Source organism: Mycolicibacter sinensis, assembly GCF_001673565.1.
GTDB lineage: Bacteria > Actinomycetota > Actinomycetes > Mycobacteriales > Mycobacteriaceae > Mycobacterium > Mycobacterium sinense_C.
In genome coordinates, this window is sequence record NZ_LZMF01000141.1 from 28,013 (window position 1) to 46,538 (window position 18,526).

Consider the following 18,526-nt stretch of genomic DNA (forward strand, 5'->3'; position numbering starts at 1 on the left):
CCGATGCTAGACGCCGACTTGATACCTTCGGACGCCGTGGTGGCCGCCGAAGCTCCCGCCCAGGGGGCGCACTGGGATGTCCCGCGACCGGTGGCGACCAGCAGGCATCTGATCGAAGCGGCAGGCCTGCACGGGGTGGCCGTGACCGACTGCCTGGCCGGCACCGGTGTGGCGGCGGCCGACATCGACGACAGCGACACCGAGGTTCAGGCCGGCCAGGAACTGGCGATCCTGCGCAATATCCTTGCCCGCCTTGCCGACCCGCGGGAGTTCGCCCGCGACGTGGGTGTCCGGTACAACTTCGCCAACATGGGCATCCTCGGCTACGCGCTGCTGGCCAGCCCGACCTGGGGCGACGCGGTCAACGTCGCCTGCCGCTTCGCGACGCTGTCATCGAGTTTCCTTCGGATCACCCGCTGCGACACCGACACCGGCACCGTCATCGAGTTCGACGACAGCCAGGTGCCCGCTGACGTGCGGCAGTTCATGCTCGAACGCGACCTCTACGCGCTGATCAACCTGGCGCCGTTGCTGATCGGCCAACTGGAATCGGCCGTGCCGATCCGGGTCGAGGTGCCCGGGATCGAGGTGCCCCAGGGCCGTCTCGACTTCGCCGGGCTGGCTATCGAGGTCGACACGTCGTCATCCCGCAGCGCCATCACGATCCCCAACGAGGTGCTGGCGCAGGCGATGCCGGCCGCCGATGCCGTGACCGCGCAGGTCTGCGTGCAGCAGTGCGAAGAGCTGTTGACGGCGCGGCGCCAGCGGCGCGGGATGGCCGCGCTGGTGCGTACCCGCCTGGTCCGCGACCCGGGCCGGCTGCCGTCGATGGCCGACATCGCCGCCGAGCTCTGCATCACCGAACGCACCCTGCATCGCCGGCTGGCCGCCGAGCACACCAGCTACCGTGCCCTGGTCGACGAGGTCCGGGTGACGCTGGCGGCGGCCCTGCTCGAATCCGGGCTCACCGTCGAGGAGACCGCCCGCCAGCTCGGCTACTCCGAGACCGCCGCATTCACCCGGGCCTTCGGCCGGTGGACCGGCACGCCGCCGAGCCGGCACCGCCGCAGACCCTGACGCGGTGTCCGAATCGGTCAAATAGCTGTCCGGTTCGCGCATTACATCGATCGGCCCGCCCGGTCAGAGTGAGACCATGACTGCATCTCACGACGTGGCCTACCCGGCGGTGCGCCGGATGAACTTCGGGTTCGGCGCGGCCGACACCGACAAGTACTTCGCCGACGACAACATGGTGTTCAGCCACCTGATCGCGATACTGTCGGCGATCTTCCCGCCGGGCGAAGAGATCTTCGTGCGGTCGGTACGCCGCTACCAAGACCAGATCGCCGACCCGGACCTGCGCAAGCGGGTGGCCGGATTCATCGGGCAGGAGAAAACTCACGGGCGCGGACACCGCGAGCTCAACGAGCAACTCACCGCGATGGGATATCCCACCGCGTGGTTCGAATACCTGCTGGAGAGCACCGAGCGGATGGAGAAGTTCCTCGACAAGCAGTATCCGAGCCCGGACCGGCTGCCCCGGCTCCGGCACTTCTTCCTCGGCTTCACCGTGGCCGCCGAACACTTCACCGCGGTGTGGGCGGAGAACATCCTCAAAAGCCCCGAGATTCAGGCGATGATGTACGACCCCGAGATTCGCAACCTGCTCAACTGGCATGCGTTGGAAGAACTGGAACACAAGTCGGTCGCCTTCGACGTGTATCGGGCTGTCGGCGTGCCGGAATCGACGCGCATCCGCTGGATGCGCTTCGCGCAGAACTGTGGCATCCCGATCCTGGTGCTGTTCGCCTGGCTCTCGATCGCCACCACCGACCGGGAGGGTCGCCGGCACCCGATCCGGATCCTGCGGGAGACCGTGCAGATGCTTTGCACGCCGATGTGGACGGGCTTCTACTCCGCGATGAGCCCGTTCAAAAAGCCCGGATTCCACCCGTCCCAGATCGACACCACGGAGCTGGAAGCCGCATGGCGTCACAAGCTTTTCGGAGAGCAAGGACAGCTCGTCGGCCACCTGAGGTGATCCGGCCGATCACACCACCCAGATCGCCTGTGCCGCAGGGCTTCCCAGGTCTATGGTCGCCTGCTCGCCGGCGGGCGACTCCAAGGCCACCGAGATGATCCCGGCGAACTCGCGGCGGGTCAGCACCTGCACGCGGGCATCGAGGCTGATGCCCACCCCGTCGAAGTAGCGCAGCATCTCCGGGTCGGCATCGGAGATCCGGGCCACCGTGCCGGAGTCGCCGTCGGCGCACTCCCACAACTGCCGGGCCGGTGGGGTGGGCACCTGCCCGTCGGCCGCCGGGATCGGGTCGCCGTGCGGGTCGCGCTGCGGAAATCCCAGTTTGGCGTCGATGCGGTCCACCAGCGCATCGGAGACCGCGTGCTCGAGCACCTCGGCCTCGTCGTGCACCTCATCCCAGCTGTAGCCCAGTTCGCGCACCAGAAACGTCTCGATCAACCGGTGCCGGCGCACCATGGCCAGCGCCGCGCGGCGTCCCTCCTCGGTGAGGGTGACCGCGCCGTACTTCTCGTGGTCCACCAGGCCGGCTTCGGCGAGTTTGCGGATCGATTCCGATGCGGTGCTGGCCGATACACCGATCTTCTCCGCCAGCATCTTGGTGCTGACCTTGTCGGGTGACCATTCCTGCGCGGTCCAGATGACCTTCAGGTAGTCCTGGGCGACGCTAGTCAGCCCGTCCGACTGCTCCCAAGGGCTCACGGCACACAGTTTAGGCTTGCTGATGTGCAGCGGTGGCGGGGGCAGGACGAGATCCCCACAGACTGGGGCAGGTGCGTGCTCACCATCGGCGTGTTCGACGGTGTGCACCGCGGCCATGCCGAACTGATCGCCCATGCGGTCAAGGCCGGTAAGGCCCGTGGTGTGCCGACGGTGCTGATGACCTTCGACCCGCACCCGATGGAAGTGGTCTATCCGGGCAACCATCCCGCGCAGCTCACCACGTTGGCGCGCCGTGCCGAGCTCGTCGAAGAAGCCGGCGTGGATGTGTTCCTGGTGATCCCGTTCACCTCCGACTTCATGAAGCTCCCCCCGGACCGCTACATCCACGAACTTCTGGTCGAGCACCTGCACGTGGTGGACGTGGTGGTGGGGGAGAACTTCACCTTCGGCCGCAAGGCGGCGGGCAACGTCGAGACGTTGCGCCGCGCCGGTGAGCAGTTCGGTTTCGGGGTGCAGTCGGTGTCGCTGGTGGCCGAGCGCGCCGACACCGACCCGGCCCAGTCGGTCACCTTCTCTTCGACCTACATCCGGTCCTGCGTGGACGCCGGCGACGTCGTCGCCGCGGCCGAGGCCCTGGGCCGGCCGCACCGGGTCGAGGGACTGGTGGTGCGTGGGGATGGCCGCGGGAAGGACCTGGGCTTCCCGACCGCCAACGTGGCGCCGTCGGCGTATGCGGCCATTCCGGCCGACGGCGTGTATGCGGCGTGGTTCACCGTGCTGGGGCACGGCCCGGTGCCCGGCACCGTCATCGCCGGTCAGCGCTGCCGGGCGGCGGTGTCGGTCGGCACCAACCCGACCTTCTCCGGGCGGGCCCGCACCGTCGAGGCGTTCGTACTGGACCAAACCGCCGACCTGTACGGCCAGCGGGTCGCCGTCGATTTCGTCAGCCGGATCCGGGGCCAGGAGAAGTTCGACTCGGTGGCGGATCTGGTGGCGGTGATGAACACCGACGTGGAGAAGACCCGCGCTCTGCTGGCCGAAGACTGACTGATCGGGCCTGGATCGGGCCGGGATTGGTCTGGGCCGCCCCGGCGCTGCTAGACTCCCCGCTCGGTGTGCTGCAGTCCGCGGTGGCCGCCGTAATGACATTCGCGGGACCGATTGATGGAGATGTTTTCGTGGCGCTGACAGTCGAGCAGAAAAAAGAGATCCTGGGCAACTACGGTCTGCACGAGACCGACACCGGTTCTCCGGAGGCGCAGGTCGCGCTGCTCACCAAGCGGATCGTCGACCTCACCGAGCACCTCAAGACCCACAAGCACGACCACCACTCCCGGCGCGGCCTGCTGCTGCTGGTCGGCCGGCGGCGTCGTCTGCTCAAGTACCTCGCCCAGGTCGATGTGGCGCGTTACCGCTCGCTCATCGAGCGCCTGGGCCTGCGTCGCTGACAACCGGCGGCAACCGCCGCCGTGTAGAGTGAGACCGTTCCGGGCCCCGCCCGGAGATCGGTGTGGCCCACGCAGTCCGCGTGCGTCACTCCGGCACGTCACGACGGGACACGTTCGGGGCGATCAGCCCAGACCTGAGTCGGGCGGTCTTCGGTAGTGGCAGCCGGGTCGAGGAGTACTAGAGATCCGGCCGCTTCGATCGACGACCGTAGCCGCATCCAGGTCCGCACTGGTCCACGTCTGGCGTTGCGAAACAGCTGAACGAACCAGGAAGGCCGTACGGGCGTCCATGTCTGCAATTGAAATTGAAGAAGGCGTTTTCGAGTCCACCGCCACCATCGACAACGGGAGCTTCGGCACCCGCACCATCCGCTTCGAGACCGGCCGGTTGGCCCAGCAGGCGGCCGGCAGTGTCGTCGCCTACCTCGACGACGAAACCATGCTGCTGTCGGCGACCACCGCCAGCAAGGCTCCCAAGGAGCACTTCGACTTCTTCCCGCTCACCGTCGACGTCGAGGAGCGGATGTATGCCGCCGGGCGCATCCCCGGCTCGTTCTTCCGCCGCGAGGGCCGGCCGTCCACCGACGCGATCCTGACCTGCCGGCTCACCGACCGCCCGCTGCGCCCGTCATTCGTGGACGGCCTGCGCAACGAGATCCAGGTCGTCGTGACGGTGTTGAGCCTGAACCCGAACGACCTGTACGACGTGGTGGCGATCAACGCCGCATCCGCCTCCACTCAGCTCGCCGGCCTGCCGTTCTCCGGCCCGGTCGGCGCGGCCCGGGTGGCGCTCATCGACGGCAGCTGGGTGGCATTCCCCACCGTCGAGCAGCTCGAGCGCGCGGCGTTCGACATGGTGCTGGCCGGACGTGCAATTGAGTCCGCGGACGGGGGCACAGACGTCGCGATCATGATGGTCGAGGCCGAGGCCACCGAGAACGTCATCGAGCTCATCGAAGCCGGTGCCCAGGCGCCGACCGAGACGGTGGTCGCCGAAGGCCTGGAAGCGGCCAAGCCGTTCATCGCGGCGCTGTGCAAGGCCCAGCAGGAGCTGGCCGACGCCGCCGCCCGCCCGACCGCCGACTACCCGCTGTTCCCCTCCTACGGCGAGGACGTGTACTACTCGGTGGCCTCGGTGGCCACCGAGGAGCTGGCCAAGGCGCTGACCATCGCCGGTAAGGCCGAGCGCGACGACCGCACCGAGGAGATCAAGGCCGAGGTGGTCGCGCGGCTCGCCGAGACCTACGAGGGCCGCGAGAAGGAGATCAGCGCGGCCTACCGCAGCCTGACCAAAAAGCTGGTGCGCCAGCGCATCCTGACCGACCACTTCCGCATCGACGGCCGCGGCATCACCGACATCCGGGCATTGAGCGCGGAGGTCGCGGTGGTGCCCCGGGCGCACGGCAGCGCGCTGTTTGAGCGCGGCGAGACCCAGATCATGGGTGTGACCACGCTGGACATGATGAAGATGGCCCAGCAGATCGACTCGCTGGGACCGGAGACGTCCAAGCGCTACATGCACCACTACAACTTCCCGCCGTACTCGACCGGTGAGACCGGCCGCGTCGGTTCGCCCAAGCGCCGCGAAATCGGCCACGGCGCATTGGCCGAGCGGGCCCTGGTTCCGGTGCTGCCCAGCATCGAGGAGTTCCCCTACGCCATCCGGCAGGTCTCGGAAGCCCTGAGCTCCAACGGATCCACCTCGATGGGCTCGGTCTGCGCCTCCACGCTGGCACTGCTCAACGCCGGGGTGCCGCTGAAGGCTCCGGTCGCCGGCATCGCGATGGGCCTGGTCTCCGACGACGTCGAGATCGACGGCAAGACCGAGCGCCGGTTCGTTGCGCTCACCGACATCCTGGGCGCCGAGGATGCGTTCGGCGACATGGACTTCAAGGTCGCCGGCACCAAGGACTTCGTCACCGCGCTGCAGCTGGACACCAAGCTCGACGGCATCCCGTCCCAGGTGCTCGCGGGCGCGCTGGCGCAGGCCAAGGACGCGCGCATGACCATCCTCGAGGTGATGGCCGAGGCCATCGACGCCCCCGACGAGATGAGCCCGTACGCACCGCGGGTCACCACCATCAAGGTTCCGGTGGACAAGATCGGCGAGGTGATCGGGCCCAAGGGCAAGATGATCAACTCGATCACCGAGGAGACCGGCGCCCAGATCTCCATCGAGGACGACGGCACCGTGTTCGTCGGAGCCACCGACGGCCCGTCGGCGCAGGCCGCGATCGACAAGATCAATGCGATCGCCAACCCGCAGCTGCCCAAGATCGGTGAGCGGTTCCTGGGCACCGTCGTCAAGACCACCGACTTCGGCGCGTTCATCTCGCTGCTGCCGGGCCGCGACGGGCTGGTGCACATCTCCAAGCTGGGCAAGGGCAAGCGCGTCGCCAAGGTCGAGGACGTCGTCAAGGTCGGCGACAAGCTGCGGGTGGAGATCGCCGACATCGACAACCGCGGCAAGATCTCGCTGGTGCCGGTGGAGGACGCCGCCGAGTCGGCCCAAGAAGCGGGGTCCACCGAGCCTGCCGATGCCGCTCCCACTGAGAGCTGACATCGCGCAGGCCGCACTGCGACGTACCACGCTGCCGGGCGGGCTGCGGGTGGTCACCGAGTACCTCCCTGCGGTCCGTTCGGCGTCGGTGGGCGTCTGGGTCGGCGTCGGATCACGTGACGAGGGCGCCACGGTGGCCGGGGCGGCGCACTTCCTGGAGCACCTGCTGTTCAAGGCCACCCCGACCCGCACGGCGGCCGGCATCGCCCAGGCCATGGACGCCGTCGGCGGTGAGCTCAACGCCTTCACCGGCAAAGAGCACACCTGCTACTACGCCCACGTGCTCGACACCGATCTGGAGCTGGCCGTCGCGCTGGTGAGCGACGTGGTGCTCAACGGGTCCTGCGCGGCCGCCGACGTCGATCTCGAGCGCGACGTGGTCCTCGAAGAACTCGCGATGCGCGACGACGATCCCGAGGACGCGCTGGGCGACGTGTTCTTGTCGACGCTGTTCGGCGACCATCCGATCGGACGGCCGGTGATCGGCAATGTCGAATCGGTGTCGGCGATGACCCGCGCCCAGCTGCGCTCGTTTCACCAGCGTCGCTACACCCCGGAGCGCATGGTGGTGGCGGTGGCCGGCAACGTCGATCACGACACCGTGGTGGCGCTGGTCCGAGAACACTTCGGGCATCGGCTGGTTCGCGGTCAGCGGCCCGCTACCCCGCGGCGGGGGACCGCCCGGATCCCGGGTTCTCCGGGGCTGACGTTGGTTAACCGGGACGCCGACCAGACCCACATGTCGCTGGGGGTGCGCGCCCCCGGGCGGCACTGGCCGCACCGTCAGGCGCTGGCAGTGCTCAACACCGCCCTCGGCGGGGGGTTGAGTTCGCGGTTGTTCCAACAGGTTCGGGAATCGCGCGGGCTGGCGTACTCGATCTACTCGTCGGTGGACACCTTCGCCGACGCGGGTGCACTGTCGGTCTACACCGCCTGCCAGCCGGAGCGGTTCGCCGAGGTGGCGGCGGTGACCACCGAGGTGCTCGACTCGGTCGCGCGCGACGGCATCACCGCCGAGGAGTGCCGGATCGCCAAGGGATCCTTGCGCGGCGGACTGGTTCTGGGACTGGAGGATTCGGGTTCGCGGATGAACCGGCTCGGCCGTACCGAACTGAACTACGGACGGCACCGCCCCATCTCCCGTACCCTGCGGGAGCTGTCCGCGGTCACCCTCGACGAGGTCAACGCGGTGGCGCACCGACTGTTGGGCGGGCCCTACGGGGTGGCGGTGCTCGGTCCCTACCGATCGAAGGGGGCGCTCCCCCGCCGGCTGCGGGCACTGGCCGGTTGATGGCAGGCTAGGGGGATGGCTTTCAGCTTCTCCGAACTCGCGGTCCCACTGCTCGGTGCGCCGATGGCCGGCGGTCCCAGCACACCGGCGCTGGCGGCCGCCGTGTCGCAGGCGGGCGGGCTGGGTTTCGTCGCCGGCGGTTACCGCACCCCACAACAGTTGGCCGACGACATCACCGCGGCACGCAGCGCCACGGCCGGCCCGATCGGGGCCAATCTGTTTGTGCCGCAACCCAGTGATGCCGATATGGTGCTGCTCGACGAGTATGCCGATCTGCTCGAACCACTGGCCGAGCATTACGGCGTCGAACTGGGCCGGCCCCGCTTCGGCGACGACGACTGCTGGCCGGAGAAGCTCGACGTGATCGCCGACCTACGGCCCACGGTGGTGTCGTTCACGTTCGGGACCCCGGCGCCGGAGGACCTGGCGAGGCTGCGGGCGCTGCGCATCATGACTCTGGTCACGGTGACCTCGGCGTACGAGGCCGGTATCGCGGTGGCGCACGGCGCCGACGCGTTGGTGGTGCAGGGCCCTGGCGCCGGCGGGCACCGTGGCAGCTTCGCGCCCGACGTGCGGCCGGGCAGCGAGCCGCTCGAGGATCTGCTGGCCGAGATCGGCCACGCCCACGGTGACGTCCCGCTGGTGGCGGCCGGTGGTCTGGGCACCGCGGGCGATGTGGCCGGGGTGCTGGGACGGGGTGCGGTGGCCGCCCAGGTCGGTACCGCACTGTTGCTGGCGGACGAGGCGGGTACCAACCCGACGCACCGTGCGGCGCTGACCAACCCGGAGTTCATCAACACCACGGTGACGTGTGCGTTCTCGGGCCGCTACGCGCGCGGACTGGAGAACGACTTCACCCGGACCTTCGACAACGTGGCGCCGGTGGGGTACCCGGAGATCAACCACATGACCAAACCGATCCGGGCAGCGGCGGTGGCGATGGATGACCCGCACGGGACCAGCCTGTGGGCTGGGACCGCCTACCGGACGGTCCGCGGGGCGCCGGCCGCCGACATCGTGGCGGCATTGGCGCCGGGCTGATCCGGTCGGGCCCGGTTGCTCTGGTCCATCCATCCCTCCGGCGCGTTCAATGTAGGCAGTACCGGTGGTATCGTTGTACCCTGGCTGATCATCTGTCCAAGGCAAAGACAAAGTATGCTTCTTTGTAAACGTGATGGGGGTTGACATGCTCAAGGTCGACGACAGCGCCGCGGGCCCGCATGACGGCTCACTGGACCACGAGCGGATCGTCCTACAGGCCCGTGACGTCGGATTCGACTGGTCGGACCTGCCGGTGCACTACCTGCCCGGGGAACCCTTCGCCACCCATTTCTGCAACGTGCTGCACCTATTGCTGCCCGCCGGCGAGGAGTTCTTCGTCGAGGTGTTCAAGCAGGCGCTGCCCTTGATCAAAGACGACCAACTGCGCCTCGACGTCCAGGGGTTCATCGGGCAGGAGGCCACCCACGCGCAGGCGCACACCGGCGTCGTCGAGGCGCTGGCCGCCCGCGGCATCGACATGTCACCGTTCACCGCCCAGATCAAGTGGCTGTTCGCTCGCCTGCTCGGCGACCGACCGCACTGGAGCCAGCGCCGCCAGCAGCGCTGGCTGCTGGAACGGGTGGCGCTGGTCGCCGCCGTCGAGCACTACACGGCGATCCTGGGGGAGTGGGTCCTCGACAGCCCCGCGCTGGATGCGGTCGGCGCCCATCCGGCGATGCTGGACATGCTGCGCTGGCACGGCGCCGAAGAGGTCGAGCACAAGGCCGTCGCCTTCGACGTGATGAAGCACCTGCGGGCCGGATACTTCCGGCAGGTGCGCACCCAGTTGATCGTCACGCCGATGATGCTGTGGCTATGGGTGCGCGGCCTGCGGTTCATGTACAAGGCGGACCCGCAATTGCCGGCCGGAACCAAGCCGCGCTGGCGGGACTGGTTCACGGTCTCGCGGCGTGGACTGGTTCCCGCTCCGTTCGAATTCATGCCCGCCATCGCCTCCTACTACCGGCCGGGCTTTCACCCGGCCCAACTCGGCGGGGTCGAGAAAGCGGTCAACTATCTGGCCATTTCGCCCGCCGCCCGCGCCACGCACTGACCACCGACAACAGGGGCCACATGAGCACTCTCACCGCATCCGACGGCGTCACGCTGGCGGTGCACGCCTACACCGACTTGGACCCGAGGCGGCCGACGATCCTGGCCGTTCACGGCTACCCGGACAACCACCACGTGTGGGATGCGGTGGCCGAGGAGCTCGTCGAGACGGGCCGCTACAACGTCGTCGCCTACGACGTGCGCGGTGCGGGCGCGTCCGCGGCGCCGGCGGACAGGTCGGGCTACCGGCTGCCTCAGCTGGTCGACGACATCGGTGCGGTGATCGAGCACCTGGGGGTCGAACAGGTCCATCTGCTGGCCCACGACTGGGGTTCCATTCAGGGCTGGGCGGCGGTGACCGACGCCGCCGTGGCAGCCAAAATCGGTTCCTACACCTCGATTTCGGGGCCCCATCTGGAGTACGCCGGCCGGTTCCTGCGGTCGCCGCGCAGCCTGCGGGCGTTCGCGGATGTGGTCCGGCAGTTGCTGGAGTCGACCTACATCTGGCTGTTTTTGACCCCGCGGTTGCCCGAGGCGCTGTTCCGGTCCGGATTCGGCGGCAGACTCATCGAGACGCTGGAGCGGATCGGCCACTCCGGCGGCCCGCGTCGGGCCACCCACCGTGCGGAGAACGACTACGTCAACGGCCTCAACCTCTACCGGGCGAACATGCCGCGACCGATGATGAAGCCATCCGTGCCGCTGCCCTCCACCGAGGTGGCCGTCCAGGTGCTCGCACCGCGCCTGGACCTGTTCGTCAGCCCCGCCCTGCAGCGGTTCACCGGTGCGATCCCGCCGCGCAACCGGGTGCTCGACATCGACGGTGGGCACTGGGTGGTGACCGACCGCCCCGAGGTGATCGCCCGGCTCACCGGCGAATGGGTGGACCAGCATGTGGCCGGCAGCGCAGACGCTCCCGACACCGACATCCCTGAGATCCGGCAAAGCTGAAATGCCGCAAGACATCTGGCGTTCGCGACCCCCGGACCTCTACGGCCGGCGCAAACATGACCGGTTCTTCAGCCTGCTCTGGGGATCGGTGACGATCTTCAGCGGCATCTCGGGGCTGTCGAGGTGGAAGCCGTCGCGGGTCGCGCCGGTCTCGCGGACCATCGCCGCGGTCGTCACCAAGCGGGAGATGCTGACCCCGGACGTCGTGGCGCTGACGATCGCCGACCCTCACGGCCTGCTGCCGTCCTGGACTCCGGGCGGTCATATCGACGTGCAGCTGCCGTCGGGCCGTCGCCGCCAGTACTCGCTGTGCGGGGTGCCCGGCCGACGCACCGAGTACCGCATCGCGGTGCGGCGGCTCGACGACGGTGGCGGCGGGTCGGTGGAGATGCACGAGTCCTACGCTGTGGGCGACACCTTGGTGTTCGAGGGTCCGCGCAACGCGTTCTATCTCGGCACCGATGAGAGCGACGTGCTATTCGTCATCGGCGGGATCGGGGTAACCCCGATGCTGCCGATGCTGCGCGAGGCCGCGCAGCGCCGAATCAATTGGCGCGCCGTGTATGCCGGCCGCAGCCGGGCCGACATGCCGCTGCTCGACGAGGTGCTGGCGGTGGATTCCGAGCGCGTCACGGTATGGGCCGACGACGAACACGGGCGGTTCGCCGGCACCGACGAACTGCTGGCCGATGCCGGTCCGCAGACCGCGGTGTATGTGTGCGGGCCGACCGCGATGCTCGAAGCGGTGCGCGCCACCCGCAACGAACACGCCGATGCGCCGCTGCACTACGAGCGGTTCAGCCCGCCGCCAGTCGTCGACGGCGTGCCCTTCGAACTCGAGCTGGCCCGCTCGCGGCGATTGCTGCTGATCCCGGCGGACCGTTCGGCGCTGGATGTGATGCTCGACGCCGACCCGACCACCGCCTGCTCATGTCGGCAGGGGTTCTGCGGCACCTGCAAGGTCAAGGTGGTCTCCGGTGATGTCGACCGGCGAGGACGCACCGCGGAGGAGTGCGACGAGATGCTGGTCTGCGTATCCCGGGCCCGCGGCGGCCGGATCGTCATCGACGCCTGAGCGAATTGGCGTTAACTTCCAGGCGGTTTCGGCAAATCACGGCGCGTTCCTCTAGGCATCCCCCTAGACTGCCCGGATGCTCGGAGCCGCTTCACTTCATCGCGCAAGCCTGCCCGCCAAGCTGATCTACGGGGTCGCCAACGCCGTCACCCCGCGCCTGCTGCGGCGGCTGGTGCTGCACGCCGGCAGCGGAACGGTCGCCGGCCGGGTGACCACGGTGGGCCGCCGGATCAACACCGTCGCCAAGCTGCAACGGGTCCGGCCGTTCGTGGGAGTGGGCTTCGTTCGCGGTGCGGGCGCCGACGTCCCGATTGAGGTTGTCCGCGCGTCTGATCGCGGCCGGGCCCTGGGCGAGGCGTTCGCCGACGGCGCCATCCTGTATTTCCACGGCGGCGGCTTCGTCACCGGGGGCCTGGACACTCACCTGCATGTGGTGGCCAAGCTCGCCCGACGCACCGGGCTGCCGGTCGTTCACGTCGACTACCGGCAGTACCCGCAGGTGACGGTGGACGGATCGGTGGACGATTGCATCGGCGCCTACCGGTGGCTGCTCGGCCTCGGCGCCGACCCGGACAAAACGGTGCTCGCCGGGGACTCCGCCGGTGGGTTTTTGGCATTCGCGACCGCGCTGACCGGCCAGCAGCGTGGCCTGCCGGCCCCGGCCGGGGTGATCGGGATCTCGCCGCTGCTGGAGCTCGACGGGGTCGCGCGCACGACGCACAGCAATTTGCGCGCCGACGCGTTCGGGATACCGGCGGTGCTGCCCGACATCATCGATCTGGTGTGCCCCTCGGCGAAGCTGCGCCACGATCTGTCGCCGATCAACGGCCGGCTGGAGACCATGCCGCCGGCCCTGCTGATCGCGGCCGAGTCGGAGATTCTGCGCTGCGATGCCGAACGGCTGCACGCCGTGCTGCAGCGGCTGGGCCGGCCCAGCCGTCTGGAGGTGTGGGCGCGCCAACTGCACGCATTCCCGGCGTTGTTCCCCTTTCTGCCGGACAGTCGGGCGGCGTTCGATCTCATGTGCCGGTTCGTGGCCGAGCGCCTGGCCGCAGCCGATCGGCCCGAGGAGGCCCGCCGGGAGGTGTCCTGACGCTTGCTGCCGTGTTGAGGGCGGCGGCCCGCTGCGCCCGGCTTCGCCGCGCTCGCAGTCCCCGCTAGGGTGGCAGCCATGCGGGTAGCAGTGCTGGGCGCCAAGGGCAAAGTCGGTGCCACGATGGTTGCGGCGGTGCGCGCCGCCGATGATCTGACCCTGTCCGCGGAGGTCGACGCCGGTGACGAGCTGAGCCTGCTGACCGCCGGCGACACCGAGGTCGTGATCGACTTCACCCACCCGGACGTCGTGATGGACAATCTGAAGTTCTTGATCGACAACGGGATTCATGCGGTGGTCGGCACCACCGGATTCACCGCCGAGCGGCTCGACCAGGTCCGCTCCTGGTTGGCGGCCAAACCCGGTGCGTCGGTGCTGATCGCACCCAACTTCGCCATCGGCGCGGTGCTGTCGATGCACTTCGCGGTGCAGGCCGCCAGGTTCTTCGAATCGGTGGAGGTCATCGAGCTGCACCACCCGCAGAAGGCCGATGCGCCGTCGGGCACCGCCAGCCGCACCGCCGCGCTGATCGCCGAGGCCCGAAAAGGTCTGCCGCCCAACCCCGATGCGACCAGCACCGGCCTGCCGGGAGCGCGCGGCGCCGACGTGGACGGCGTTCCGGTGCATTCGGTACGTCTGGCCGGGCTGGTCGCCCACCAGGAGGTGCTGTTCGGCACCCTGGGCGAGACGCTCACCATCCGCCACGACAGCATCGACCGGACGTCGTTCGTTCCGGGGGTGCTGCTGGCGGTGCGGCGCGTCGCCGAATTCCCGGGCCTGACGATCGGCCTCGAACCCCTCCTCGACCTGCAGTAGGCGTGGTCACAGTGTCGGCGGCCGCCCGGATGAAGGCACTCATCGCCTTCATGTGCCTGGCACTGTTGATGTATCTGGTGTTCTTGGGCCGCATCGCGGTGCTGCTGATCACGTCCGGCTCGGCGCCCGCGGTCGGGTTGGGGCTGGCGCTGCTGGTCATGCCGTTCATCGGCCTGTGGGCGATGATCGCCACCCTGCGCGACGGCTTCGCCCATCAGCGGCTGTCCCGGCTGATCGCCGACGACGGTATGGAACTTGACGCCAGCGCGTTGCCGCGACGGCCGTCGGGTCGTATCGAACGCGACGCCGCTGATGCCCTATTCCACACGGTGCGCGCCGAACTCGACGCCGACCCGGATAACTGGCGGCGCTGGTACCGGCTGGCCCGCGCCTACGAGTACGCCGGGGACCGGCGCCGCGCGCGGGAGACCATGAAGACCGCGGTCCGGCTGCAGGACAGCCGATGAGCAAGACCCTGTTGATCGTTCACCACACGCCGTCGCCGTACTGCCAGGCCATGTTCGAGGCCGTGTTGTCCGGGGCGACCGATCCCGAGATCGAGGGGGTCGAGGTGGTGCGCCGCGCGGCGTTGGCGGTGTCGCCGGCCGACATGCTGTCCGCCGATGGCTACCTGCTGGGCAGCCCGGCCAACCTGGGCTATCTGAGCGGCGCCCTCAAGCACGCCTTCGACGTGTGTTACTACCCGATCCTGGATTCGACCCGCGGCCGGCCCTTCGGGCTGTATCTGCACGGCAACGAAGGCACCGAGGGAGCCGAACGTGCCGTCGACTCCATCACGACCGGCCTGGGGTGGGTGAAGGCCGCCGACTACGTCGTGGTGTCCGGCAAGCCCACCAAGGCCGATATCGAGGCGTGCTGGAACCTCGGCGCAACGGTCGCGGCGCAATTGATGGGATCGATGTGAGCGGACCCGGAAGCCGTTGGGCGATGCGTCCACCGCACTGAGTGCGGTCGCCGCGCTAGGCGTTGCCACGCGGTGGCGGCTGCACCTCGACACCGCCGTAGTCGTGTTCCGGCCCGGCATCAGGGTGTTCGGCGGGTAGTCGGTCACGGAATCGGCTGGCCTCGCTGGGGCCGCCGGGGCCGGTTCTCCGCTCGGGGCTGTGGTATGGCCCAGGCTTCGGCCGAGGTTTCCCGCCTGGGAATGCCAACCGGAAGATACTGCGGTGCACCGTAAGCCACTGTTTGGAGAACCGCCCGGAGTTGTAGGGCAACGCGTAGCGCTCGCAGATATCCTTGATCCTGGGCGCGATCTCGGAGTACCGGCTACTGGGCATGTCCGGATACAGATGGTGTTCGACTTGGTAACCCAAGTTGCCGCTGATGACGTGGAACAGCGGACTGCCCTCGATGTTGGCTGCGCCGATCAACTGGCGGACGTACCACCCGCCGCGGGTCTCGTTCTCCACTTCCTCTTCGCTGAATGTGTAAGTCTGGTCGGGGAAATGCCCGCAGAAAATGATGGCGTGAGCCCACACATTGCGGATGAGATTAGCCAGTGCGTCGGCGGCCAGGGTGCGCAAATAGGTACTTTCGACACCCGGCAACAGCCGATCCAGCATATTCGCCGTGGCGCCGATCCGGCCCTTGCTCGAGATCTTCCGAAGCCGCCGGCCGACACGCGACTTCGCCGGCTGATCAATTCGGCCACGGAGGGCCAGCTGGGCCAAGGCAAACGCGCCGGCGCTGATCGCCGGCCAGCCGAGATAGTCCTTGACAATCTGCGCGCGCGCCTTACCTCGGATTCCCTTGAGCTCTTGGCGCACCTCCGACCACGGCTTCTCACCGCGCTGTGCGGCGCGGAAGTCGATATCGTGAACGGCCACGCCCCATTCGAACAAAATCGTCAGCAAAAAGTTGAACAGTGGTTGGGCGAGCCAGACCGGATGCCACGGCTGATTCGGGTCGATCCTCATTATCTCGTAGCCGAGATCGCGATCCTTGCCCCGGATGTTGGTGTAGGTGTGATGGATGTAGTTATGCGAGTGTTTCCACGCTTTCGCCGTTGAGGCGGTGTCCCAGTCCCACACCGAGGAATGGACGTCTGGGTCGTTCATCCAATCCCATTGGCCGTGCATGATGTTGTGGCCGAGTTCCATGTTCTCCAAGATTTTGGCCATACTCAGACATGCCGTGCCGAGCACCCACGCAGTTCTTGACCGCGATGCCAGCAACAGCACACGTCCGGCCACGACGATCTGGCGCTGCACCGAAATCACCGTCTTGATGTAGTGGCGGTCGCGATCACCGAGCTCAGCGAAAACCTCGTCGTGGATCGCATCGAACTCTTTGGCAAGTTTTTCCAGTTCCTGCTCGCTCAGACGGGCGAGCGGGCTCTCCGCGGTAGTGGTCACTGTGGCTCCCTTCGATCACAGTTCGAGTTCGACGTCACCTTCGGCAGTGTGGATACAGATCCGCACGTCTTGTCCGATCGGCTCGCTGACATCCCCGGAACGCAGGTCGCGCACCTTGCCGGACTTCAACCTCCCAACACAGGTGTGGCAGATGCCGATTCGGCAGCCGTACGCGAGGTTCAGACCGGCTTGTTCGCCGGCTTCCAGAATGGGTGTGCCTCCATCGCATTCGACAGCAGTCTCGCTTTCGAGGAAGGCAACCTTGCCCCCTTCGCCTGCGCCGGCGTTGCCGCCGATCTTCGGCTGGAACCGCTCATAGTGCAGCCGATCAGGGTCGCCGTTGTCCTCCCAGTGCTGGATCATCGCATCGAGCAATTCGCCCGGACCCGAACAGAACGCTTCGCGTTCGCGCCAGTCCGGACACAACTCGTCCAAGTCGCTCGGCGACAACCGGCCGCGTTCGGCCGTGAGCCGCAGATCCAGCCGCATGTGTTCGTGGCGGCGGTCGAGATCTTCCAGTACCGGCAGGAACATCACCTGCTCGCGGGTGCGGGCGGAATGAAACACCACCACGTCGTCCAGCTCACCGCGGTGATCCAGGCTGCGCAGCATGCTGATGATCGGCGTGATGCCGCTGCCGGCGCTGATGAACAGCATTTTCGCGGGCAGCGGCTCGGGCAGGGTGAAGACGCCCTCTATTTCGCCGAGCCGTACCAGCTCTCCGGGCTGAATTTTCCGGACCAGGTACGGCGACACCACGCCGCTGTCCACCGCCTTGGGCGTGACGCTGATCAGCCCGTCCTCTGGCTGCGGATCCGAAGTCAGCGAATATGCGCGCCAGTGGTACCGGCCGTCGATGACCAAACCAAGCCGTACATACTGGCCCGGCTTGTGGCCCGGCCACTCATACCCTGGGCGAATCAGTACGCTGGCCGCTTCGGAGCCCTGCGGCTCGACCCGCTCGACCCTGCCGCGCAACTCTTTGGTCGTCCAGAGCGGGTTAACCATCTCGAGGTAATCGTCAGGGCGCAACGGACTGAACAGATGCCGCACCGCTCGCAAAAACAATCGACGGCCTCGTGGGACGTTGGGTTCGGCACCTCGTTCGGCCATATCCCGACTCCCTCCGGGCTGGCCGTGCGAACCGCCCTTGAACATGGCAGGCCTAAACCTGCTTGGCGGTAGGTAACCCGGTCTGGGAGGTGTTGAAACCCGACTACGTGTAGATGCATAGCGCCGCGCTGGCGGTGTCGCCGGCCGGCATGCTGTCCGCCGACGGCTACCTGCTGGGCAGCCCGGCCAACCTGGGCTCTCTGAGCGGCGCCCTCAAGCACGCCTTCGACGTGTGTTACTGCCCGATCACTCGGAAGCGCGCTGGGGGCCGGCTGAGCACAGCTAGGGGCCGATGTGGGTCTCCGGTTGATAGAACGAGTGGAACGGGTACTGCCGGCCCAGCGGACCCATCTGGTGGCAGTCCTGCTGCGACGGCGGGGATTTCGGCGGCTCGTAGTAATAGATCACGCAGCGCTGCCAGCTACCGTCGGGCTGAAGTGGCCCATCGCACTTCTGGGCGGTGGAGAAGAACAGCAGCGGATTGTCCTGGCACCCGGCACGGGCCGCCGGCGCCGCGCCGAGCCACCCGGTCATCAGCGCCGCGGCCCCCAACACGGCGGTCAGCCCACCCGTGACGTAGCGCTTCACGGCCATTCCCTTCCCGTCCCAGTGTGTTGCCGAGAGACTATGCCGGATGTCGCCGGGGTTCGGCAGATTTGCGCCCGCCGTTTCCGCCCAGTTCCCAGAGTGAGGCGATAAGCTGCGATGCCGTGACGCAAGCAAACGACACCCAGGCCACCGCCGACCTGCTCGCGCGCACGCTGGAATCGGTGCGTGCCGCCCATCAGGACCTCTCGGAGTTGGTCAAGCACAAGGACGGCATTCATGCCGTGGCGCACACCGCCAGGGGCACCGCACTCATCCACGACCTGCGCAAGGAACTCGACCAGCTCAACAAGATCCTGCCCTTCAAGAGCTAGTTGCCGCCTGCTCGTCAGGGTGGGGCTTTGTTGAGTGCGCGTTCGGAGTTGATGCGGTGGGCGCGGTCTTGGATTCGGGTGCGTTTGCG

Annotated in this window: 19 protein-coding genes and 1 pseudogene; 16 read left to right on the forward strand and 4 right to left on the reverse strand. The window is 67.8% G+C overall.

All coding sequences use genetic code 11. From position 1 onward, the window contains the following. Window positions 1-3: 3 nt before the first annotated feature. Both A5648_RS20870 and A5648_RS20875 read left to right on the forward strand, forming a co-directional pair. Window positions 4-1,077 (forward strand): AraC family transcriptional regulator, encoded by a 1,074-nt coding sequence (locus tag A5648_RS20870; RefSeq protein WP_065026388.1) that lies wholly within the window; start codon window positions 4-6, stop codon window positions 1,075-1,077. A 76-nt stretch (window positions 1,078-1,153) separates the two neighbouring features. Next, entirely contained in the window at window positions 1,154-2,041 is an 888-nt protein-coding gene (locus tag A5648_RS20875; RefSeq protein ID WP_065026389.1) for a metal-dependent hydrolase, read from the forward strand. Between the two features lie 9 nt (window positions 2,042-2,050). Here the strand turns inward: A5648_RS20875 and mntR are convergent, their stop codons facing one another. Continuing rightward, the gene (gene mntR / locus A5648_RS20880) at window positions 2,051-2,740 is read right to left on the reverse strand and encodes a manganese-binding transcriptional regulator MntR (RefSeq protein WP_065026390.1); all 690 of its coding nucleotides are present in this window, start codon (window positions 2,738-2,740) and stop codon (window positions 2,051-2,053) included. A gap of 24 nt (window positions 2,741-2,764) precedes the next feature. Here mntR and A5648_RS20885 point away from each other — a divergent pair, with 24 nt between their 5' ends. The 12 genes from A5648_RS20885 to A5648_RS20940 all read left to right on the forward strand — a co-directional run bounded on the left by A5648_RS20885 (window position 2,765) and on the right by A5648_RS20940 (window position 14,954). Beyond that, a complete protein-coding gene (locus A5648_RS20885) occupies window positions 2,765-3,748 on the forward strand; it encodes a bifunctional riboflavin kinase/FAD synthetase (protein WP_065026391.1) in 984 nt (327 codons plus the stop codon). 131 nt (window positions 3,749-3,879) lie between these two features. Further along, the gene (gene rpsO, locus A5648_RS20890) at window positions 3,880-4,149 is read left to right on the forward strand and encodes a 30S ribosomal protein S15 (protein WP_065026407.1); all 270 of its coding nucleotides are present in this window, start codon (window positions 3,880-3,882) and stop codon (window positions 4,147-4,149) included. 289 nt (window positions 4,150-4,438) lie between these two features. After that, window positions 4,439-6,709: a polyribonucleotide nucleotidyltransferase gene (locus tag A5648_RS20895; RefSeq protein ID WP_065026392.1), complete on the forward strand. Its 2,271-nt coding sequence runs from the start codon at window positions 4,439-4,441 to the stop codon at window positions 6,707-6,709. Then, a complete protein-coding gene (locus A5648_RS20900; protein WP_065026393.1) occupies window positions 6,687-8,000 on the forward strand; it encodes a M16 family metallopeptidase in 1,314 nt (437 codons plus the stop codon). Before A5648_RS20895 ends, A5648_RS20900 begins: the two co-directional genes overlap by 23 nt. Window positions 8,001-8,015: 15 nt before the next feature. Then, window positions 8,016-9,041: a nitronate monooxygenase gene (locus tag A5648_RS20905; protein WP_065026394.1), complete on the forward strand. Its 1,026-nt coding sequence runs from the start codon at window positions 8,016-8,018 to the stop codon at window positions 9,039-9,041. A 145-nt stretch (window positions 9,042-9,186) separates the two neighbouring features. Continuing rightward, entirely contained in the window at window positions 9,187-10,095 is a 909-nt protein-coding gene (locus A5648_RS20910; RefSeq protein ID WP_065026395.1) for a metal-dependent hydrolase, read from the forward strand. 20 nt (window positions 10,096-10,115) lie between these two features. Then, window positions 10,116-11,045 carry an alpha/beta fold hydrolase gene (locus A5648_RS20915; protein WP_065026396.1) on the forward strand — a complete coding sequence of 310 codons (930 nt, stop codon included), beginning with the start codon at window positions 10,116-10,118 and terminating at the stop codon, window positions 11,043-11,045. A gap of 1 nt (window position 11,046) precedes the next feature. Then, a complete protein-coding gene (locus A5648_RS20920) occupies window positions 11,047-12,120 on the forward strand; it encodes a PDR/VanB family oxidoreductase (RefSeq protein ID WP_065026397.1) in 1,074 nt (357 codons plus the stop codon). A 76-nt stretch (window positions 12,121-12,196) separates the two neighbouring features. Next, window positions 12,197-13,213, forward strand: a complete 1,017-nt coding sequence (locus tag A5648_RS20925) for an alpha/beta hydrolase (RefSeq protein WP_065026398.1) — start codon at window positions 12,197-12,199, stop codon at window positions 13,211-13,213. 78 nt (window positions 13,214-13,291) lie between these two features. Continuing rightward, the gene (gene dapB / locus A5648_RS20930; protein ID WP_065026399.1) at window positions 13,292-14,029 is read left to right on the forward strand and encodes a 4-hydroxy-tetrahydrodipicolinate reductase; all 738 of its coding nucleotides are present in this window, start codon (window positions 13,292-13,294) and stop codon (window positions 14,027-14,029) included. A 29-nt stretch (window positions 14,030-14,058) separates the two neighbouring features. Beyond that, complete coding sequence (locus tag A5648_RS20935) at window positions 14,059-14,496, forward strand: hypothetical protein (RefSeq protein ID WP_428844366.1); 438 nt, start codon at window positions 14,059-14,061, stop codon at window positions 14,494-14,496. Further along, a complete protein-coding gene (locus A5648_RS20940; RefSeq protein ID WP_065026400.1) occupies window positions 14,493-14,954 on the forward strand; it encodes a flavodoxin family protein in 462 nt (153 codons plus the stop codon). The genes A5648_RS20935 and A5648_RS20940 overlap by 4 nt, the downstream gene beginning before the upstream one ends. 55 nt (window positions 14,955-15,009) lie before the next feature. Here the strand turns inward: A5648_RS20940 and A5648_RS20945 are convergent, their stop codons facing one another. Continuing rightward, on the reverse strand, window positions 15,010-16,404 hold the full coding sequence (locus tag A5648_RS20945) for a fatty acid desaturase family protein (protein ID WP_065026401.1): 1,395 nt from the start codon (window positions 16,402-16,404) through the stop codon (window positions 15,010-15,012). A gap of 15 nt (window positions 16,405-16,419) precedes the next feature. Beyond that, window positions 16,420-17,517 (reverse strand): ferredoxin reductase, encoded by a 1,098-nt coding sequence (locus A5648_RS20950; RefSeq protein ID WP_065026402.1) that lies wholly within the window; start codon window positions 17,515-17,517, stop codon window positions 16,420-16,422. A gap of 125 nt (window positions 17,518-17,642) precedes the next feature. Here A5648_RS20950 and A5648_RS25140 point away from each other — a divergent pair. Then, a pseudogene (locus A5648_RS25140) lies at window positions 17,643-17,843 on the forward strand (NAD(P)H-dependent oxidoreductase); the annotation flags it as partial. Here the strand turns inward: A5648_RS25140 and A5648_RS20955 are convergent. After that, window positions 17,800-18,105 (reverse strand): CDGP domain-containing protein, encoded by a 306-nt coding sequence (locus tag A5648_RS20955; RefSeq protein ID WP_065026409.1) that lies wholly within the window; start codon window positions 18,103-18,105, stop codon window positions 17,800-17,802. The pseudogene A5648_RS25140 and the gene A5648_RS20955 sit on opposite strands and share 44 nt — an antisense overlap. A 122-nt stretch (window positions 18,106-18,227) precedes the next feature. On the opposite strand from A5648_RS20955, the gene A5648_RS20960 reads away from it, so the two are divergent. Next, window positions 18,228-18,437, forward strand: a complete 210-nt coding sequence (locus A5648_RS20960) for a hypothetical protein (RefSeq protein WP_065026403.1) — start codon at window positions 18,228-18,230, stop codon at window positions 18,435-18,437. The last annotated feature ends 89 nt before the right edge of the window (window positions 18,438-18,526 follow it).